The following is a 20,183-nucleotide window of genomic DNA, read 5'->3' as shown; positions in this document are numbered from 1 at the left end:
AGAAAATGATGACCGAAGCGGCCCTGGCCAGTTTCCTGGCGGCGCTCTTTTCGATGATGAATCCCATCGGCAATGTCGGTGTCTTCGCCGGCATGACGGCGGAGCGCACGGCGGCCCAGGCAAGAACCATCGCCTGGACCTGTGCCCTGGCCAGCGCCATCACGCTGCTGGTGGTGACATGGAGCGGCTCTTTGTTGCTCGATCTCTTCGGCATCACCGTCGATACGCTGCGCGCCGCGGGCGGTGTTATCGTGCTTCTTATCGGCCTGCACATGCTCTCCAACAACAACCAGCATCGTCATTCCCCGGCGGAGCGCGAGGACGCGAGCGCGCGGGCGTCCGTCGCCGTGGTGCCGCTGGCCATTCCTATTGTCGCCGGGCCGGGCACCATGGCGACGGTTCTGGTCGCCAGTCAGCAGCACCCCTCGATCCTGGAAAAGGGTGAGATTTCGCTCGCCATCCTCGCGCTTTCGGTGCTGACCGGTCTGTTGTTCAGTTTCGCGGGGCCGATCGCTGGCAAGCTGGGCGAGGCCGGTATGGGCGTGGTCACACGGGTGATGGGCATGGTGCTGGCGGCCATCGCCATGGGCATGCTGGCCGAAGGCCTGAAGGGGCTCTTCCCCGGGCTGGCGGGCTAGACGAAACCGACGCAAAAAAGTTCGGCCGGAGAGCCTGGACAGCCACCCCGGAGGAACGGAAGGGGTGTCCAAGATCTCCGGCCTGGAGGTTGCCGGCCCGCGGTGCCGTAAGAGGGGGTTGCGGGGCCCGCGGACCGGCGGGGTAAAGGGGTCGTCCTATTCCGCGGCCTGCACCGCGATATCAACGCCCAGGGCCTTGGCGACGCCGGCGCCGTAAGCCGGATCGGCGGCGCTGAAGTGGGCGAGCTGCTTCTGCACGATGAAGTCCGGCACGCCGCCCATGGCCGCGGCGATGTTCGCGAACAGCCGTTCTTTCTGGGCGTCGTCGAAGAGACGGAACAGATCGCCGGCCTGGGTGTAGTCGTCGTTGCCGTCGCGGTGGTTGTAGCGGTCCGCATCGCCGGAGATCTTCAGCGGCGGTTCGGCATACTCGGGCGCCTGGGCCGGGCCGTTGAAGGAGTTCGGCTCGTAGTAGGCATCCGGGTTCGGGTTATTGGCGAAGAAACGCATCGGCCCGTCCTTGTGGTAGTGGTGCACCGGGCATTTCGGCGCATTCACCGGCAGCGCTTCGTAGTGGGTGCCCAGGCGGTAACGGTGCGCATCGGCGTAGGAGAAGATGCGCGCCTGCAGGACCTTGTCCGGCGAGAAGCCGATGCCCGGCACGATGTTGGAGGGCGAGAAGGCGGCCTGCTCGATCTCCGCGAAGTAGTTGTCCGGGTTGCGGTTCAGCTCCATCACGCCGACGTCGATCAGCGGGTAGTCGGCGTGGGGCCAGACCTTGGTCAGGTCGAAGGGGTTATAGGGCGTCTTCTCGGCATCTTCCTCCGGCATGATCTGCACCTTCAGGTCCCAGAGCGGGAAGTCGCCGCCCTCGATGGCGCCGAAGAGATCCTCCTGATAGGTCTCGCGGCTCTCGCCGATCACCTTGTTGGATTCCGCGTTGGTCAGGAACTTGTGGCCCTGGCGGGTCTTGAAGTGGAACTTCACCCAGAAGCGTTCGTTGTCCGCGTTGATGAAGGAAAAGGTGTGGGAGCCGTAGCCGTTCATGAAACGCGGGCTGGGCGGAATGCCGCGGTCCGACATCAGGATGGTGATCTGATGCAGTGCCTCGGGCGACTGGGACCAGTAATCCCACATCGCGGTGCCGCTGCGCAGATGGGTCCGGGGATGGCGCTTCTGCGTATGGATGAAGTCCGGGAACTTCTGCGGATCGCGGATGAAGAAGACCGGCGTGTTGTTGCCGACCATGTCCCAGTTGCCTTCCTCGGTATAGAACTTCACCGAGAAGCCGCGCACGTCGCGCTCGGCATCGGCGGCGCCCAGCTCACCGGCGACGGTGGAGAAGCGCGCGATGATATCGGTCTTCTTGCCGACCTCGGAAAAGAGCTTGGCGCGGGTGTATTTGGAAATGTCGTGGGTTACGGTGAAGGTCCCCAGCGCGCCCCAACCCTTGGCGTGGACCACGCGCTCGGGGATGCGCTCGCGGTTCTGGTGCGCCAGCTTCTCGATCAACTGATAGTCCTGCATCAGGATCGGGCCGCGCGCGCCCGCGGTCAGGGAATTCTGATTGTCGGTGATCGGTGCGCCCGCCGTGGTCGTCATCACCGGGCAGCCGGTGGTTTTCTTGTCTGTCATGATTATCCTCCTAGAGCCTGCGTGTGAGCCCCTCTTCGGGTTCCGCCGCCGTCCCGGGCTAAGCCTTGGTGATCGGCGACCCCCCAAAGATGGCTTGTTTCCGGCAATCCGTGAAATCGATTGTTTCAATTGTAATGATCGGCTTAGACTATGATTCGTGTAACTACCCGGCGGCCAGGAGATTTTCAGCCATGAACCTCAGGGATCTGCGTTACATCGTTGCCGTCGCCGAGGAGCGGCATTTCGGCCGTGCCGCCGAGCGCTGCAACGTCAGCCAGCCGACCCTCAGCGGGCAGGTTCGCAAGCTGGAGGACTATCTGGGCGTGACATTATTCGAGCGCACCAACCGCTCGGTCGTGACCACGCCCCTGGGTGAGACCATCGCCCGGCACGCCCGCCTGGCGCTGGAGCAGGCCGAGCTGATCGAAGGCGTCGCCCGTGCCCGCCAGGACCCGATGACCGGCCGGCTGCGCTTGGGGGTGATCCCCACCATCTCGCCCTATCTGATGCCGCTGGTGCTGCGCCGCCTGATCGGCGCTTATCCCGGGTTGACGCCGGTTCTCTCCGAAGAAGTGACCGAGCGCCTGCTGGAACGGCTGGCCAATCACGAGATCGATGCCGCCCTGCTGGCGACCACGCCGGAGGCGCCGGAGCTGGCCAGCCTGCCGCTTTTCGAGGAGCCTTTCTGGGTTGCCTATCCGCGCGATCACCCGCTGGCCGAACTCGATGAAATCACCGAGGCGGATCTGGCCGCCGTCGATCTGCTGCTGCTGACCGACGGCCACTGCCTGCGCGATCAGGTCCTTCAGGTCTGCACCCCTGCCGGGGGTGGGAACGGCAGTACGACCTCCGCGCTGGGCGACCTGCGCGCGTCCAGCCTGGAGACCCTGCTGAACATGGTGGCCGCCGGTTTCGGCTGCACCCTGGTGCCGGCGCTTGCGGTGCGCGGGCCCTGGATGACCGATATGGGGATCGTCGCCCGTCCGGTCGCCCTGGCCTCGGCGGCGCGGCCCGTTGCGCTGTGGTACCGCCGCAGCTTCCCGCAGCCCCGGATGATCGAGGCCGTGGCCGACGTGATGATGGCAGGCCTGCCCAACACCGTCCGGCCCCTGCGTCAGACCCCCGAAGCTTGAGGTTTCAACCGGGTTCGCTGGCGTCGAAGGCGGTCTGCGAGACTGCCGATACCGCCAGCAACCATTGGCGAAAGGCGCGGACCGCAGCGGCCTTTTCGCGTTTCTTCGGACTGACAAGATAGATCTGATGGGCGAAAGGGCGGCGCAGGGCGAGCAGCCGGACCAGGCGCCCGGCTTCCAGGTCATCCCAGACCGGCGCGCTGCGCGCCAGGGCCACCCCCTGCCCGTCGATGGCCGCCTGCAGGGCCATGTTCGTATTCGGGAAGCGCACGCCGCGCTGCAGGGCCGGGCCAAAGACCGGCTCCGCCACTTCGGCGCCTTTGAACCAGAGCTGCCATTCCGGTGCGCCCTTGTTGTTTTCGGTGCGCAGCAACAGGGGATAGCGGCAGAGGGCAACCGGATCTTCCGGTGCTCCGCCCATCTCTTTCAGGAATTCCGGGCTGGCCACGGGGAACACATATTCCTGCATCATTGGCCAGCAGCGTTGTGAGGTCCTGTTGTCCGGGCCGAACTGCAGGGCGGCATCGAAGCCGTCGGCGTGGCGGACGCGGGCGTCGGCCTGCGTCTTGATCCAGACGTCCACTTGCGGATGTGCCTTGCGAAAGTCCGGCAGGCGGGGGACCAGCCACTTCAGAGCGATGGAGGGGGGCACCAGGACCCGCAACTGAGCGACCGCCCCGCCCTCTCTGACCGTCGCCAGGGTGCTGTCGAGGTCGCGGAAAAACGTGCGGGCCAATTGGGACAGGGCGCTGCCGGCCTCGGTCAGTTCGAGACGGCGCGTCAGGCGGACGAAGAGCTTCACCTGCCACAGGGCTTCCAGGTGTTTGATCTGGTGGCTGACCGCGCTCTGGCTTACGTGCAGTTCTTCCGCCGCTTTGGTGAAGCTCAGGTGGCGGGCGGCGGCATCGAGCGCGCGCAGGGCGGTGGTCGGCGGAAGCCGCATCGGGGGGCGCCTTTCATGCATGAGTATTTGTTCATGCATAACATGATGAGCGATCTTTTGTCAGCCCCGCCGCGGCGTTCTAGAAATCCTTGCCCGGCAGTGGTCCGGCGCTTACCGCGCGGGGGGCCCGAAGACCTGCAAAATTTCATCAGCGGCAAGGCACGTCAGATGGTTCCCTATCTTCCGAGCGAAGAGCCTCTGTTCTTCGTCGTTGCCGCTGCAGCGGTGCTGGCCATCGGCATTTCCAAGAGCGGTTTTTCCGGCGGCATCGGCGTGCTGGCGGTTCCGCTGATGGCGGTTTTCATTTCCCCGCTTGCCGCCGCCGCCATCATGCTGCCGATCCTCTGCGTGATGGATGCCCTGAGCATCTGGGCCTACCGGCGGCACTGGCACCGCCGCAATCTGCTGTTGCTGCTTCCCGGTGCGTTTGTCGGGCTTGCCGCCGGGGCGCTGACGTTTCGCTATGTCGACGAAGCGATGATCCGCCTTGTGCTGGGTCTGCTCACCCTGGGTTTCGGGCTGCATGCCTTCGCCGCTGCAGGCGATCGCGCTGAGGCGCGGCCCGGCAGGGCCGCAACGGGAATTGTCTGCGGTGCGTTGTCCGGTTTCACCAGCTTCGTCGCCCATGCCGGCGGGCCGCCGGCGAAGTTCTTCCTGCTGCGCCAGCATCTCGACAAGACGGTGTTCGTCGGCACCAATGTCGTGTTTTTCTTCCTGATCAACCAGGCGAAGGTCCTGCCCTACGCATGGCTGGGCCAGTTCTCCCCCGACAACCTGATGGCGTCGCTGCTGCTGGCGCCCCTGGCGCCGCTCGGCATCTGGTTGGGCCTGCGGCTGCACCGCCATGTGCCCCAGGACATCTTCTATCGGATCAGCTACCTGCTGATGATCCTGGCCGGAACCAAGCTGTTGCTGGATGGCGGGCTTGCCCTGCTCTTTTAGATAGGTCTGGGTCGGAAAAGAAAAGGCGCCCCCGCCGTGGGAGCGCCCTCTCGAAGCGCATGGCCGTCGGCTATGCGCCGGCGGCTTCCAGGGTGACGGTATAGAGCGCCTTGTCGTTCAGGTCTTTCAGGGTCACGGTCATGGCTTCGGTCTCGCCGTCGATCTTCACGTGGCCGAAGAACTGCAGCTCCGAACTGGGCGGCAGGTTGGGCTCGCCGCCCGGGTCCTTGGAATACATCACCTGCGGTCCGAAGGTGTTGTCCATCTCGCCCGGCCCGAAGGACCCGGCGTGTACGGGGCCGGAGACGAACTCCCAGAACGGGTTGAAGTCGCGGAACTGGGCCTTGCTCGGGTCGTAATAGTGGGCCGCGGTATAATGGACGTCGGCGGTAAAGAAGACCGTTTGTTTTATGTCGTTGTGCTTGATGAAGCGCAGCAGGTCGGCGATGTCGTGTTCGCGTCCCAGTACCGGCCCATTGCCATTGGCGCCGTTTTCGAAGGTGCTCTTGTCGCGCCAGTTGTCATACACGATCAGTCCCAGCGGCATGTCGCTGGCGATGACCTTCCAGGTCGCCTTGGACGCCAGCATTTCCTGCTTCAGCCAGCGCAGCTGCTGCGGACCTAGGAAGTCGGTATCGCGGCTTGCCGTCGCCTGGTCGTTGGCGCTGTTGGGGCCGCGATAGCTGCGCAGGTCCAGGAAGAAGATGTCGAGCATCGGCCCGTAGGCGATCTTGCGGTAGATGCGTTCCCGGTCGCTGGCATGCTGGCGGATCGGCATGTACTCCAGGAAGGCTTTGTTCGCCCGGCTGGCCAGCAGGGAAGCGCTCTTCACCTTGTAGCGGTCGTCGGAGATCAGCATCTCGCCGGGGTACCAGTTGTTGACCACTTCGTGGTCGTCCCACTGGGCGAGCATCGGCACTTCGGCGTTGAAGCGCTTCACGTTCTCGTCCATCAGATTGTATTTGTAGTTGCCGCGGAACTCGGCCAGCGTCTCGGCGACCTTGGATTTTTCTTCGGTCACGACGTTCTTCCAGATGCTGCCGTCGGGTTGCGTCTGCTCGGCCTGGATCGGCCCGTCGGCGTAAATCGTATCGCCGGAATGGATGAAGAAATCCGGGCGGTTGCCGCGCATGGTCTCGTAGCAGCGCATGCCGCCCCAATCCAGGTTGATACCCCAGCCCTGGCCGCAGGTATCGCCGGTCCAGACGAAGGTGATGTCGCGCTTGTCGCCCGGCCCGGTGCGGAACCGGCCGACCGTCGGTTCGCTCAACAGGTTCACATCAGCCAGATCCTGCCACTGCAAGCGATAGAAGATGTCCTGTCCTGCCGGCAGGTCGGTCAGATCCATCTTGGCGGCGAAATCGTTGGCGGCGATGGTCGCCGGGCCGCGCAGCCGCTGTGCAGAGCCGAAAGAATCGCTGGTCGCCACTTCCACCAACAGGCGCGACGGGCGGTCGGCGCGGGCCCAGATCATGCCGCTGTTGGTTGTAACGTCGCCACTTTGAACGCCATGGGTGAAAACCGGGCGGTTGGATTGCGCGATGGCGGGAAAGCCGAGCAGACCGGCCCCCACCAGGCCGGCGCCGGCAGCGCCGCCGCGCAGAACCTTGCGCCGGGAATAGAGGGCGGGTGATCGGGAGGGGCGCGGAAGCGGCATGATCTTCTCCTTGGTTTGCCCGGCACCTGTGACCGGTGGTTCCGCATTTGAACCCCGGGCCGTGGTGCCGATACTTCGGTGAATCGAATTGTTGTTAACGAATTCGATAACGCCTGGGCATTGCCGGGCGATGTCGGTTGCGCTTCAGTTTAATGACGCCTTTGTCATTGTCGTGTTTATCGCGAAAACGATTGGATTTCTGGCGAATCCTAACTGATCTTCAACGTCTATTAACCGTTCTCTGATGAACTTTAACACTGTCCTGAAAAGAACTGGAGAGGATGCCGGTCCTTGCCCACAAAGGCTGAGTTGACCGAAGAGCTTGCGCGGCTCAGGCAACGTGTCGAGGAGGTAGAAAGCCTTGAGGCGGAGCGAGCCAAGGCCGAAGACGCTTTGCGCGAGAGCGAAGAGCGCTTGCGCGACTTTGCGGCTGCCGCCTCCGACTGGTTCTGGGAAATGGATGCCGAACTGCGCGTGTGTTATCTCTCGGAGCGCCTGCGCGAGGTGACCGGTGTCGATCCTGACGAAGTGATCGGCAAATCCCGTCTCGAACTGGGGGCCGGCGATACCGACAGCGAAAAATGGGAAGCCCATCTGGCCGACCTGAACGCACGCCGCCCCTTTCGCGATTTCCGTTATGTCTATATCGCCGCCGATGGTGGCCGGCAATACTGGTCGATCAGCGGTGTCCCGCTCTTTGAGGAAGATGGACTTTTTCTCGGTTACCGGGGAACAGGCCGTAACCTGACCGATGAATACCATGCGCGTCGCATGGCCTTTGAGGCACAGGACCTTCTGCTTCAGGCGGTTGAGTCTTTCACCGCGGCGGTGGCTCTCTTCGACGCCGATGACCGGCTGCTGCTCTTCAATCAGAGCTATCTGGATTTCCACCGCTATTCCTCCGAGACCATCGGTCCCGGCATGCCCTTTGAGGAGTTGCTCCGCACCCAGATCAAGCACGGTTTGATCCCTGCGGCCTTCGGCCGTGAGGAAGACTGGCTGGCCGAGCGGATGGAGCGTCACAGGAACCCGGGTGAAGAGTTCGAGGTCGAACGCTCCGACGGCAGCTGGTTGCGGGTACGTGAGGAGCGGACGGCGAACGGCGGCATCTTTTTCACGGCAACCGACGTCACCGAAACCAAGGCCATCGAGCGGGCCGAGCGGGAAATCCGCGACCGCCTGCGCGCGGTGATCGACCACCTGCCCGCCGGCCTGACCATGAAGGATCAGGACGGGTGCTACATGCTGGTCAATCAGCAGTTCCAGGATCTTTATGGACTTCAGGAGCGCAAGCTGCTGGGCGATACGGACTTCAAGCATTTCAGGCAGAGCGAAGCGGAAGTTTTCAACGCCCAGGACAGGAACGTCCTGAAGACCGGCGTTCCCATGGACGTGGAGATGGAGGTCACGCGGGCGGATGGCGATATGATGTTCGCTATGATCACCCGTTTTCCCGTTCTTGATTCCGTCGGCGAGGCGATCGGTGTCGGCGGCATCCATGTCGACATCACCGAGTTGAAGGAAAAAGAACAGCAGCTTCGCATCGCCCGCGACGAGGCAGAGCGGGCCAACCGCGCGAAGTCAGCCTTTCTGGCCAATATGAGTCATGAACTGCGCACGCCCCTCAATGCGATTATCGGATTCTCCGAGATCATGGAGCAGGGGCTGTTCGGCCCTCTGGGCAATCCGCACTACAGTGAATACGCCGAGGACATCCGCCGTTCCGCCAGCCATCTGCTGTCGCTCATCAGTGACATCCTCGATCTCTCGAAGATCGAAGCCGGCCGCATGGAGCTGCATGAGGAATCGATCGACGTTGCCGCGGTGGTGCAGTCCTGTCTGACCATCGTGAAGGAGTCCGCGTCCAACGGCAGCCTGGAGCTGGAGGCGGATCTACCCGATAGCCTTCCCCAGCTGCATGCCGACAAGCGCTCGATCCGTCAGATCCTTTTGAACCTTCTGTCCAACGCCATCAAGTTCACGCCGGCGGGCGGCCTGGTCCGCGCTGAAGCCTTCGTCGAGCCGAGCGGTGAGTTCGCGCTGGTCGTGCACGACAACGGTATCGGCATGGCGGAGGAGGACATCGAGATCGTGCTGCAGCCCTTTGGCCAGGTCGAGGGCGCCCATACCCGCAGCCATGACGGAACCGGCCTCGGCCTGCCGATCACCAAGTCGCTGGCCGAGATGCACGGCGGCAAGATGATCGTCCAGAGTAAGGTCGGCGAAGGCACCGCGATCACACTGCGCTTCCCTGCAGAGCGGGTGGTGAAGCGCACCTCGGGGGATGACGTTCCCTCGCGCCGCTCGGCCTGATACGGCGGGGCTTGGGCGGACGCCTGAAGCCTCACAGCGGCCAGACCAGCAGGATCATCGGTACGGCCACCATGATCACCAGGATCTCCAGAGGCAGGCCCATCCGCCAGTAGTCGCCGAAGCGATAGCCGCCGGGGCCGAGAATCAGGGCGTTGTTCTGATGCCCGATCGGCGTCAGGAAGGCGCAGGACGCCGCAACCGCGGTCGCCATGAGAAACGGATCGGCGTTGACGCCCAGCCGCTCCGCAATGGTGGCGGCGATCGGCGCCATAACGACGGCGGTGGCCGCGTTGTTCAGGATATCCGACAGGGTCATGGTCACGACCATGACGACAACCAGCACCACGACGGCGGAAAGGCCGGCGGTCGCCAGCAGCAGGCCATCGGCGATCAGGGTCGTCGCCCCGGTCGTCTGTAGCGCGCCACCCACGGGAATCAGTGAGGCGAGCAGGACGATGACCGGCCAGTCGATCCCGTCGTAGAGTTCGCGCACCTGCAGAAAGCCGCCTACCACCAGAACGGCGACGGCGATTCCAAAGGCGATCTGGATGGGAACCAGCCCCAGGCTGGCGGCGGCAATGGCGGCGGCGAAGATGGCGATGACCGCCGGGCCCTGCTTTCGCTTGCCGAAGTGCAGCTCGCGTTCGGCCAGCGGCAGGCAGCCGAGGCTCGGCACCAGGTCCGCCAACTGTTCGGTTTCGCCGTGAAGCAGCAGCACGTCGCCGGGCCTTATGCGGAAGGAGCGCAAGCGCCCGCGAAAGGGTTTGCCCTGGCGCGATACCGCAAGGATCATGATACCGCGCCGCGCGAAGAGCCTCAGGGAGCCGACCAGGCGGCCCTCCAGGCGTGAGCCCGGCGCCACCACCGCTTCCATCAAGGTTGCGTCTTCCGTCTTCTTGGCTTTTTTCCCCGCGCTGTCTTCGCTGCCGATTTCCAGGCCCAGTTTGGTGACGAACTTGTCGATCTCCTCCGGTGCCGCCTCGATCTTCAGGATATCGCCCGCCTGAAGCTGTTTGCGGGTTGCGGCCGGATAGACGCGGTCGTTGCGGATCTGGTCCATGATCACGGCATCGATGTCTTTGGTCAGCTCGTCGATTTCGCTCAGGGTCTTGCCGATGTGCGGATTGTCGGCGGGAACCGCGACCTCGGTAATGTAGTTCTCGATGTCGAAAAGATCGCCGCCTGCGGCCTGGCTGGCGCCGCGATCGGGAACCAGCCGCCAGCCGATCAGGGCGACGAAGATGAGGCCCGCGGCAGCGACGGCCAGCCCCACCGGGGCGTAGTCGAACATGGCGAAAGGTTCGCCGGTTACCTCCTCGCGGTAGGTGGCGATGATGATGTTCGGCGGCGTGCCGATCAGGGTGATCAGGCCGCCGAGGATCGACCCGAAGGAAAGCGGCATCAGCAGCTTTGCCGGCGCGCGCGCCGCCTTGCGCGCAGACTGCAGGGCCATGGGCAGCAGGATGCCCAGGGCACCCACGTTGTTCATCATCGTGGACATGGCGGCGCCCAGCCCGGCCAGGATGCCGGCATGGCCGGTCGTGGATCCCATTGCCGGGCGAATCAGGCGGGCCAGCAGATCAATGGCCCCGGAACCGGAAAGAACGCGGCTGAGGATCAGCACGGCGGCAACGGTGATGGTCGCCGGGTGGCCGAAGCCGCTAAAGGCCTGGTTGATCGGCACCAGGCCCGTCACTACCGTCACCATCAGGCAGGCGAAGGCCACCACGTCATAGCGCCAGCGACCCCAGACCAGAAGGCCGAAGAGCCCGGCCAGGATGGCAAAGATCAGCATTTGTTGTTCGGTCATATGCTTCTCTGCAATTGGGGTCAGGGGATGTCAGGGCGGCGCCCGTTTCAGGGCTGCGGCGGCGGCCTTTCGGCGGGGATTGTGGCATTACCTTTGAATCACCGCCAGAGTTAAGCGTTGAACGGATATCGAAGGTTTCCCTCCTTCGCTTCGAAAGCTAAGGTGGCCGCCTCATGTGATCTGGGGTGCCCGCCTTGCCGCGGGCTGAGAGAGTCCCATCGAACCTGATCTGGGTCATGCCAGCGAAGGGAGTTGTCACCGGAATGACCAACAGCCTCGTTCAGTCGTTTGCGGTTTCGGTTCCCTCGAGAACAAAGGGAGTTGAACGTGCAGATCGACGATGTCGCGCCTTATCTCAATGCCGTGCGCGAGCAAAGACCGCTGATTCACTGCATCACCAATGATGTAACCCAGGCGATCACCGCAAACGCCCTTCTGGCGCTGGGCGCCTCGCCGGTAATGGCGCGCGATGCGGCGGAGGTCGAGGAGGTGGTGCGCCGCGCCGCTGCCCTGGTGATCAATCTGGGCACCCCGACGCCGGCGCGGATCGACGCCTCGGTGAAGGCGGCCGAGGTGGCGCGGGCTCTGGGGATTCCCTGGGTGCTTGATCCGGTCGGCGTGGGCGCTTCGGCGCTGCGCCGCGACGCGGCGGCGGCACTGCTGACCAAGGGCCCCGCGGTGATTCGCGGCAATGCGGCGGAAGCCGCTTGTCTGTCCGGGCAGACAACGACAGTGGTTCCGGGTGTGGATGCCGTGGGCGCGGTTCCAACTGCCCGCGATGCAGCGGTTGATTTGGCCGCGGTCCGGGATTCGGTGGTGGCCGTAACGGCCGCGCGCGATTGCATCGCCGACAGGACCCGGGCGCTGGAGATCGACAACGGTGTGGTCATGATGACGCGGGTGACCGGGCTCGGCTGCTGCACCACGGCGCTGGTCGCGGCCTTTCTGGCGGTGAGCGAAGACGCTTTCGGCGCGGCGGTGGCGGCGCTCACCATCATGGGTATCGCCGGCGAGCGGGCCGCCGGGACGGCGCGCGGGCCGGGAAGCCTGGAGCCGGCACTGCTGGACAGCCTCTACGACATCGGCCCGGCGGACCTTGTGCGAGAGGCCAGGTGGCACCCGCTTTCAACCCCGGCGGCAGAGGGGGTGGCGCTGTGACCCGCTTCTCGGAAACCGCCTGGCAGTCGATCGCGCCGCTCTATGGCAAGATCGCGGATCTGCCGTTCAACCGCGAGCTGGCGGCGGGCAGCCTGTCGCCGGAGCGTTTCCGCTTTTACATTCTTCAGGACTCGCTCTACCTCGCGGCTTACGCGCGGGCGCTGTCGCTGGCTGCCGCCCGGGCGCCGGATGGTGAAGCCGCCACCATCTTCACCCGCTCGGCCCAGGGCGCGATCGAGGTCGAGCAGGCACTCCACGGTGGTATCCTGGAACGTTTCGGGGTCGATCGGCCGACGGCTGAAAAGACGGAAGCCTCGCCGACCTGTTTTGCCTACACCAACTTTCTTTTGGCGGCGGCGCAGAAAGAGTCCTTTGAGGTGCTGGCGGCCGCGATCCTGCCCTGCTTTTGGATCTACTGGAAAATCGGCTGCGGCATCAGCGAGGCGGCCAGGCCGGAGAACCCTTACGCCGAATGGATCGCCACCTACTCGGACCCGGCCTTCGGCGCGGCGACGCAGTCGGTTGTCGATCTCTGCGACCGGGCTGCCCTGGCGGCCGGTTCGGCGGAGCGGGCGCGGATGTTAACGGCCTTTATACAGTCGAGCCGCTATGAGTGGATGTTCTGGGATAGTGCCTATCGCCAGGAAGGTTGGCCGGTCTGAACGGGCCGGGGGGCCCGAATCCGGGTTTATCATGGCTTCGTCCCTTGATTAACCGTACCCGATGGGCCCCAATAGTACCGATAAAGAGGGATTCCGGCGGTCAAGTGGCCGTAACGAAGGGTCACATCCCTGTGACAGGCCTTTCGGTGGGTCTGCGCCTTCCCATTTGACTTGAAAGCGAAACGCCCGGACAGGGGACTTGGCGGGCGTTCGAGTTCCAGGTCAGGGGATCATTAGACGGACTGCGACCCCGTTACAGCGAGCCCCTTACAGCGATACGGAGAAAGCATCATGAAAAAAGTTCTGCTGACGACTGCCTCCCTTGCTGCCGGGGCTCTGGCCTTTGGTATCGCTTCCGCTTCGGCCCAGGAGGCCCAGGTTATCGAGCTGACCCAGACGGCCTGCCAGTTCGTCGAGATCGAGGACGGCGGCGATCATGGCTATACCTCCAAGAGCAAGGCCGACTGCGACGCGATCAATGCCGAATCCGGACCGGCCCGTCTGGCCAGCGCCAAGGTGCTGAACCTGAAGCCCGGCAAGTACATCTTTCGCGTCACCAACCAGAACGTGCCCTACGACCTCGGTTTCTGGGTTCGTGAGCACGACTATGACTGGCGCAACCCGCTGCACAAGCTGAGCAAGACCTCGGTCTCCGGTGGCGGTCTCAGCACCGGGTCTACGAAGGACTATGAGGTTACGCTGGAAGCGGGTGAATACATCTACAGCTGCCCGCTGAACCCGACGCCGGATTACAAGATTGTCGTCGAAGGATAGGCAACGAGCCTCAGCCCGGCGGTGTCCGCCTGGGCTGTTTCTCCAGAACAAGGAAGAATGAGATGGCCAAGACCATCCAAGCGGATATCTGCGTCATCGGCGGCGGCTCCGGCGGTCTCTCGGTGGCGGCCGGCGCATCGCAAATGGGTGCCAAGGTGGTTCTGCTCGAAAAGGGCAAGATGGGCGGTGACTGCCTGAACTACGGCTGCGTTCCTTCCAAGGCGCTGATCGCTGCGGGCCATGCCGCGGATACGGTTCGTCATGCCGGTAAGTTCGGTGTCAACGGGCATGAACCGGAGGTCGACTTCCTGGGCGTGCGCGACCACGTGCGCGGCGTCATCGCAGCCATCGCCCCGCATGATTCGGTGGAGCGCTTCGAAGAACTCGGCGTTACCGTGATCGAAGCGGCCGGCAGTTTCACCGGACCGGGCGAAATGATCGCCGGCGATACCCGGATCAAGGCCAAGCGCTTCGTTATTGCAACGGGCTCTTCCGCCGCTGTGCCGCCGATCCCGGGGCTCGACCATGTGCCCTTTCTGACCAACGAGACCGTCTTCGACCTGGCCGAGCGGCCCGAGCATCTCATCGTCATCGGCGGTGGGCCCATTGGCGCGGAGTTGGCCCAGGCGCAGCGCCGTCTCGGCGCCCGGGTGTCGCTGCTGGAAATGTTCACCGTTCTCGGCAAGGACGATCCCGACGTGACCGCCTTCGCCCGCAAGCGTCTGGTCGAGGACGGTATCGAGATTCACGAGGGGATCGCCATCAAGGAGATCGCTCAGGACGGCAACGGTATTGCGGTGTCGATCGAGGTCGACGGCAAGCCGCAGCGGATCGTCGGCTCCCACCTTCTGGTGGCGGCCGGCCGCCGGGCCAACGTCAACGGCTTGAACCTGGAAGCGGCCGGTGTGACCTATTCTGCAAAAGGCATCGAAGTCGACGCGCGGCTGCGCACGACCAACAAGAAAATTTTCGCGATCGGCGACGTTGCCGGCGGTTATCAGTTCACGCACATGGCCGGTTATCACGCCGGTATCGTGATCCGCAATGTGCTGTTCAAGCTGCCCGCCAAGGTCGACTATAAAGCGGTGCCCTGGGTGACCTTCACCGATCCCGAGATCGCCCATGTCGGCCTGACCGAGGCCCAGGCGCGCGAACAGTTCGGCGACAAGGTCCGGGCGCTGAAGTGGTCCTTTGAAGAGAACGACCGCGCCCAGGCGGAGCGCGCGACCGAAGGCCTGGTGAAGGTGGTGGTCGGCGCGCGCGGCAAGATCCTGGGCGCCTCCATTGCCGGCCTGCATGCGGGCGAGCTTCTCCAACCCTGGGTCCTGGCGATCAGCCAGGGCATGAAGATCGGGGCCATGGCGAATCTCATCGCGCCTTATCCGACCTTGGGCGAGGTCAACAAGCGGGCGGCCGGAAGCTACTACACGCCCAGTCTGTTCAGCGAGAGAACCCGCAAGATCGTTCGGTTTTTGCAGCGATTCTAGCGCAGTGACAAGCGGCCGCCCGGTGGCGGCCAGACGAGTTTAATCTCAGAAAACGCAACCCACCTCCCGCGCAGAGCCGCGGGCGCAAAGCCCGGAGTTTGCCATGACCGACCATACTTCGACCGACCCGATGGGCGCCCCTGACCAGATGCCGCAGGCGGCAAACGCAGGCAGGAAGGCTTCGATCGCCAAGCGCTTTCTGCCGCTCGCGGTTCTGCTGGGGGCCATCGGCACCGCCTTTGCGTTGGGTCTGCACGAGCATCTTTCCATCGATACCCTGCGTGAACATCGCGCCGTGTTGAACGCCTTCGTCGCCGACAACGCGCTTCTCGCCGGTCTGGCCTTCATTGCTGTTTATGCGCTTTCGACGGCTCTCTCGCTGCCCGGTGGGGTCATCCTCACCGTTGCCGGCGGCTTCCTCTTCGGGGTGACCTTCGGGGTCGCCTACGTGCTGGTGGCCGCGACCCTGGGCGCCACCGCCGTTTTCCTGATCGCCCGCTCCGCGCTGGGATCGGCGCTGCGGGATCGCGCGGGCCCCTTTCTCCAACGTATGGAAGAAGGTTTCCGGGAGAATGCGCTCAGTTACCTGCTGGTCCTCAGACTGATTCCGCTGTTTCCTTTTTTCATCGTCAATCTGGTGCCCGCCTTCCTGGGCGTTTCGCTACGCACCTATGTCTTCGCCACCTTCGTCGGGATCATTCCCGGTACTGTGGTTTTCATCCTGGCGGGCGCCGGGCTCGGCTCGGTCTTCGATCAGGGCGGCGACTTCACCGTCGGCTCGGTGCTGACGCCGGAGATTATTGCCGGTCTGGTCGGGCTCTCGCTGTTGTCGCTGCTGCCGGTCGCCTATAAGCGCTTCAAGGCGAAGCGCGCGGCCTGATGCGGAGACGAGGGGCGCCTGGGTGAAATAGGGGGCGGCCCTGGCGCGTGCCGCGCCGTCTTGATATACCTAGGGCGACGCAATCGCCGGGTCAGGGCCCGGCCTTGAGGAAGAGGCGCTCATGCTTCGCCGCGCTTGGAGCCCCTTGAAGGGGTTCGGGACTCTCTGCTTTCTGGCTCTCCTGCCGCTGCTGCTCGTCGGCACGGCGGCTTTGGTTTCCGCCCAGGACATCCGATTCTTCAGGGTCGGCACCGGGTCCACGGCGGGCACCTATTTTCCGGTCGGCGGGATCATCGCCAGCGCCATCTCGTCACCGCCCGGCAGCCGCGGTTGCGATCGCGGCGGCAGTTGCGGGGTTCCCGGCCTGGTGGCGGTCGCGCAGTCGACGCGCGGCTCCGTCGATAATGTCCGCCAAATTCGCGACGGTAATATCGAGTCCGGCTTCAGCCAGTCCGACATCGCCTTCTGGGCTTTTCGCGGTGAAGAAATTTTCCAGGAGGAAGGCGCCGTGACCAGTTTGCGCGCCATCGCCAATCTCTACCCCGAGACGATGCATCTGGTCGTGCGGTTCGATTCCGAAATCAAATCCCTGGCCGACATCAAGGGCAAGCGGCTTTCGTTGGACCGCAAGGGTTCCGGCACCAGGGTCGATGCGCTGCTGGTCCTGAAAGCCTTCGGCATCGCCGTCGGCGACCTTGAGATTGTCGAGCTTGGCTCCGGTGCGGCTGCCGATGCGCTGCGCGAGGGCGAGATCGACGGCTTCTTCTTCGTTGCCGGCACGCCGGCCGCTGCGGTGCAGGAACTGGCTGAAGAGGCCTTGGTCGAACTGGTTCCCATAGCGGGGCCCGGGGCAGAGGTCTTGTTGAGTGATTCGCCCTTCTTCGCCAGGCAGGTGCTGGCGGCGGGTACCTATCCGGGGATCGGTGAGACCGCGACCGTCTCGGTCGGGGCCCAATGGCTGGTCGCCGAGACGGTTCCCGAAGAGACGGTCTACGAGATCACCCGCTCGCTCTGGCATCCCAGCACCCGCCAACTGCTCGACAAAGGCCACCCCAAGGGCCGGCAGATCGTCATCGAGCAGGCGCTGGAGGGCTTGGGTGTTCCCCTGCACCCCGGCGCCGAGCGCTACTACCGGGAAATGGGCGCCCTGCAGTAGCTGCCGCTGCGGCGCTCAGTCGAAGACGATGACCTCTTTTTCCTCTGCGGCTTCTGCAACCCATTGCTGCATCAGGGGCCAGTCGGCGATGCTCGCGCAGTAGGCTTCGGCGGTTTTGCCCAGGGCCACGTCGTAGCCGCGAAAACGAACCACCACAGGGGCGAAAAAGGCGTCGGCGATGCCGGCTTCGCCGAACAGGAAGTCGCCCGAGCTACCGAACTGCCGGCGGCAGTTTTCCCAGATCTCTTCGATACGGGCGATGTCCGCCTTGACCTCCGGACTCAGGACATGGCCGGGATAGCGCTTGTTCAGGTCCATGGGCAGGGCGCTGCGCAGGGCCGGAAAACCGGCATGCATCTCCGCTACAACCGAGCGGGCCGTTGATCGTGCAAGGGGATCCTGCGGCCAGAGCCCCTGACCGGGAAAGCGCTCCGCGAGGTGTTCGCCGATGGCCAGGCTGTCCCAGATGACGCGGTCGTCTTCGATCAGGGTGGGCACCTTGCCCGCCGGGCTGTATGCCAGGATCCTTGCTTTCGTATCGGCCTTGCGCAGGAAGATCACCACCTCTTCGAAGGAAATGCCGGCCAGCCTGACGATCAACCAGCCACGCAACGACCAGGACGAATAGGTCTTGTTGCCAAGGATCAGTTTGTAAGCGGGCATACCGGGGTCACCTCCATCTCGACAGCGCGGCGATTTAGCGCAAAGATGCGCGCGCTGTGCAAGCCGTTCGTGGCCTTTCGCGACCCCTCGTATCCGGGCGTGTCCGGGCTGCGGGTCCCTGGCGAAATCCTTCCCCGTTGTTTTCCGGAGCCTTCTCCCTTGGCAAAGACATCCTATCTCGTTTCCGACGACCCTGCGGCCAAGCCGATCACCGCGCTGACCCGCGATACCTTCGATGCCTGGCTGAAGGCGCAAAGCGCAGAGCGCCGCCGCTGGGTGACCCAGAGCGGCTTCAAGGCCAATCCGGGCAGCTTCTGCCTGTTGCCCGGCCCGCAGGGCGAGCTGGAGGAGGTTTTGCTGCTGGTTGACGCGCAGGAGCCGACCTGGTCCTACGGTGCCCTACCCACCGCCCTGCCGCCGGGCAGCTACTACCTGTCCCAGGCATTACGCCCTACAGCGGCCAGCGCCGCCGCGCTGGGCTGGTGGCTGGGCACCTATAACTTCGCGCGCTACAAGACGAACGGCCGTGACTACGCCCGCCTGGTCTGGCCCAAGGCGGCGGATCAGGATCTGGTGACCCATACCGCCGAGGCGATCTTTTTGACCCGCGACCTGATCAACACGCCGGCCAACGATATGGGGCCGACGGCTCTGGCGGAGGCGGCCAAGGCCCTGGCCAAGCGCCACCGCGCGAAGTGCAGCGTCATCGTCGGCGATGCGCTGCTGCGCAAGAACTATCCGGCCATCCATGCGGTCGGCCGGGCCAGCGACGACGATCCGCGCCTCATCGATCTGCGTTGGGGGACGCGCGGGCCCAAGGTGACGCTGGTGGGCAAGGGCGTCTGCTTCGATTCCGGCGGGCTGGACCTGAAACCGGCCTCCGGCATGAAGATGATGAAAAAGGATATGGGCGGGGCGGCCCATGTGCTGGGGCTGGCGGCGCTGATCATGGCGCAGAAACTACCGCTGCGTCTGCGGGTTCTGGTCCCGGCGGTGGAAAACGCCGTTTCCGGCAATGCTTTTCGGCCCTTGGACGTGCTGCAGACCCGCAAGGGCCTGACGGTGGAGGTTGGGAACACCGATGCCGAGGGCCGCTTGGTTCTTTGTGACGCCCTGGCCGAGGCCGATAGCGAGAAGCCGGATCTGCTGGTCGACTTCGCCACCCTGACCGGCGCGGCGCGGGTTGCGCTGGGTACCGACCTGCCGGCTTTCTTCAGCAACGACGACAAGCTGGCCGGTGCGGTGTTGCGCCAGGGTACGGTGGAGGGCGATCCGGTCTGGCGCCTGCCCCTGCACCAGCCTTACCGCCAGGGGCTGGAGAGCAAGGTTGCCGATCTCAACAACATCTCCAACAGCCCCTACGGCGGGGCCATCGTTGCCGCGCTCTTCCTGGAGCAGTTTGTCAGTCCGACGACCCGCTGGGCCCATTTCGACATCATGGCCTGGAATCTTGCGGGCCGTCCGGGGCGTCCCGAGGGCGGCGAAGCCATGGGCCTGCGCGCCGTCTACGCCGTGATTGCCGAACTCATCCGGCGCGCACCGAGCCGCAAGCGTTGAGGCAAAACCAAGGGCTGAGGCAAAACAGTGGCAGGGCTTGCGTTAGCCCCGGGGCTTCTGCAGAATTCGTTTCGCATCTGTAACGAGACGAGGCGCCCTTCATGGCCGCCATGCCGCCGCTCAAGCCGGGACAGGCGCTTGCCCTTTGGCACGGCGTCATGGTTGCCGCGCTCAACCGCTCCCTGCCGGATCTGACGGCCCGGCAGTTCGCGCTTTGCCTGCATGTCTACCAGGCGCCGCCGCCCCATACCGTGCGGGGGCTGGCGGCGACCCTGAACATGTCCAAACCGGCGGTCACCCGTGCGCTCGACCGCCTGGAAGGGCTGGAGTTCCTGCGCCGCAAGGCCGACGAGGCGGATCGCCGTTCGATCCTGGTGCAACGCACGGTCAAGGGTTCGGTTTTTCTGCGTGAATTCGCCGACCTTGCCGCCGAAGCGGCCCGCAAACTGAACAACGGTTAGTAGCGTTTGCGTCTGTAACCGGATGGCCCGCAGCGTTTTCACTTCCGTAGGCTGTCACCCTTGGGCTTGTCCCGAGGGTCCATGGTACAGCGTCTCGGTTTGATGGAGTGCCCAACCCGCTCCACCCGGCAGGACCTTGGTGATCCAGGCCCTCGACATGGCAGGTCGATGGATGCTCGGGACAAGCCCACTGGTGTCCGGTTTAGATTTGGTGGACTGAGCGCACGGTGTTGATTCTACTGGTGTCCAAGCGTTTGGCGACGTCCTGGGACACGAGAAAGGAACAACACCGTGCGCCACCACAATAGCGTTTT

The 20,183-nt window shown here is 64.2% G+C and carries 17 protein-coding genes and 1 riboswitch; of the genes, 12 read left to right on the top strand and 5 right to left on the bottom strand.

Features of this window, described 5'->3' with window-relative positions; genetic code table 11:
- Positions 1-5 precede the first annotated feature (5 nt).
- Positions 6-638 (top strand): MarC family protein, encoded by a 633-nt coding sequence (locus HBA54_RS04410; RefSeq protein WP_167221805.1) that lies wholly within the window; start codon positions 6-8, stop codon positions 636-638.
- Positions 639-794: 156 nt separating this feature from the next.
- Here the strand turns inward: HBA54_RS04410 and HBA54_RS04405 are convergent, their stop codons facing one another.
- Positions 795-2,273 carry a catalase gene (locus HBA54_RS04405; RefSeq protein ID WP_167221803.1) on the bottom strand — a complete coding sequence of 493 codons (1,479 nt, stop codon included), beginning with the start codon at positions 2,271-2,273 and terminating at the stop codon, positions 795-797.
- Positions 2,274-2,464: 191 nt separating this feature from the next.
- Between HBA54_RS04405 and HBA54_RS04400 the strand changes: the two genes are divergently transcribed.
- Positions 2,465-3,406, top strand: coding sequence for a LysR substrate-binding domain-containing protein (locus tag HBA54_RS04400; protein WP_167221801.1), 942 nt, complete (start codon positions 2,465-2,467; stop codon positions 3,404-3,406).
- Positions 3,407-3,410: 4 nt separating this feature from the next.
- Here the strand turns inward: HBA54_RS04400 and HBA54_RS04395 are convergent, their stop codons facing one another.
- Positions 3,411-4,349: a LysR substrate-binding domain-containing protein gene (locus HBA54_RS04395; RefSeq protein WP_167221799.1), complete on the bottom strand. Its 939-nt coding sequence runs from the start codon at positions 4,347-4,349 to the stop codon at positions 3,411-3,413.
- A 168-nt stretch (positions 4,350-4,517) separates the two neighbouring features.
- Between HBA54_RS04395 and HBA54_RS04390 the strand changes: the two genes are divergently transcribed.
- Positions 4,518-5,291, top strand: coding sequence for a sulfite exporter TauE/SafE family protein (locus HBA54_RS04390; protein ID WP_167221797.1), 774 nt, complete (start codon positions 4,518-4,520; stop codon positions 5,289-5,291).
- Positions 5,292-5,361: 70 nt separating this feature from the next.
- Here HBA54_RS04390 and HBA54_RS04385 read toward each other — a convergent pair whose 3' ends face one another.
- A complete protein-coding gene (locus HBA54_RS04385) occupies positions 5,362-6,948 on the bottom strand; it encodes an alkaline phosphatase D family protein (protein WP_167221795.1) in 1,587 nt (528 codons plus the stop codon).
- A gap of 291 nt (positions 6,949-7,239) precedes the next feature.
- Between HBA54_RS04385 and HBA54_RS04380 the strand changes: the two genes are divergently transcribed.
- Complete coding sequence (locus tag HBA54_RS04380; protein ID WP_167221793.1) at positions 7,240-9,261, top strand: PAS domain-containing sensor histidine kinase; 2,022 nt, start codon at positions 7,240-7,242, stop codon at positions 9,259-9,261.
- 31 nt (positions 9,262-9,292) lie between these two features.
- On the opposite strand, the gene HBA54_RS04375 is transcribed toward HBA54_RS04380, so the two are convergent.
- On the bottom strand, positions 9,293-11,071 hold the full coding sequence (locus HBA54_RS04375) for an SLC13 family permease (RefSeq protein ID WP_167221791.1): 1,779 nt from the start codon (positions 11,069-11,071) through the stop codon (positions 9,293-9,295).
- Between the two features lie 171 nt (positions 11,072-11,242).
- Positions 11,243-11,339, top strand: a riboswitch (TPP riboswitch).
- Positions 11,340-11,398: 59 nt separating this feature from the next.
- Here HBA54_RS04375 and thiM point away from each other — a divergent pair.
- From thiM to HBA54_RS04345, 6 genes are all read left to right on the top strand, one after another.
- Positions 11,399-12,229, top strand: coding sequence for a hydroxyethylthiazole kinase (gene thiM / locus HBA54_RS04370; protein WP_167221789.1), 831 nt, complete (start codon positions 11,399-11,401; stop codon positions 12,227-12,229).
- Complete coding sequence (gene tenA, locus HBA54_RS04365) at positions 12,226-12,891, top strand: thiaminase II (protein ID WP_167221787.1); 666 nt, start codon at positions 12,226-12,228, stop codon at positions 12,889-12,891. Before thiM ends, tenA begins: the two co-directional genes overlap by 4 nt.
- Positions 12,892-13,182: 291 nt before the next feature.
- Positions 13,183-13,665: a hypothetical protein gene (locus tag HBA54_RS04360; RefSeq protein ID WP_167221785.1), complete on the top strand. Its 483-nt coding sequence runs from the start codon at positions 13,183-13,185 to the stop codon at positions 13,663-13,665.
- A 62-nt stretch (positions 13,666-13,727) separates the two neighbouring features.
- On the top strand, positions 13,728-15,152 hold the full coding sequence (locus HBA54_RS04355; protein WP_167221783.1) for a dihydrolipoyl dehydrogenase family protein: 1,425 nt from the start codon (positions 13,728-13,730) through the stop codon (positions 15,150-15,152).
- Positions 15,153-15,255: 103 nt separating this feature from the next.
- On the top strand, positions 15,256-16,032 hold the full coding sequence (locus HBA54_RS04350) for a TVP38/TMEM64 family protein (protein WP_240932512.1): 777 nt from the start codon (positions 15,256-15,258) through the stop codon (positions 16,030-16,032).
- 121 nt (positions 16,033-16,153) lie between these two features.
- The gene (locus tag HBA54_RS04345) at positions 16,154-17,188 is read left to right on the top strand and encodes a TAXI family TRAP transporter solute-binding subunit (RefSeq protein ID WP_167221781.1); all 1,035 of its coding nucleotides are present in this window, start codon (positions 16,154-16,156) and stop codon (positions 17,186-17,188) included.
- 15 nt (positions 17,189-17,203) lie between these two features.
- On the opposite strand, the gene HBA54_RS04340 is transcribed toward HBA54_RS04345, so the two are convergent.
- The gene (locus HBA54_RS04340) at positions 17,204-17,851 is read right to left on the bottom strand and encodes a glutathione S-transferase family protein (RefSeq protein ID WP_167221779.1); all 648 of its coding nucleotides are present in this window, start codon (positions 17,849-17,851) and stop codon (positions 17,204-17,206) included.
- Between the two features lie 159 nt (positions 17,852-18,010).
- On the opposite strand from HBA54_RS04340, the gene HBA54_RS04335 reads away from it, so the two are divergent.
- Together HBA54_RS04335 and HBA54_RS04330 are read left to right on the top strand one after the other, a co-directional pair.
- Entirely contained in the window at positions 18,011-19,408 is a 1,398-nt protein-coding gene (locus HBA54_RS04335; protein WP_240932511.1) for a leucyl aminopeptidase family protein, read from the top strand.
- Positions 19,409-19,509: 101 nt separating this feature from the next.
- Positions 19,510-19,869 carry a MarR family transcriptional regulator gene (locus HBA54_RS04330; RefSeq protein WP_437126172.1) on the top strand — a complete coding sequence of 120 codons (360 nt, stop codon included), beginning with the start codon at positions 19,510-19,512 and terminating at the stop codon, positions 19,867-19,869.
- Positions 19,870-20,183 lie beyond the last annotated feature (314 nt).

Source organism: Pelagibius litoralis (assembly GCF_011683915.1).
Taxonomy (GTDB): Bacteria; Pseudomonadota; Alphaproteobacteria; order Kiloniellales; family Kiloniellaceae; genus Pelagibius; species Pelagibius litoralis.
Note: the sequence above shows the minus strand (reverse complement) of the source record. Positions and strands in the feature narration are given on the sequence as shown.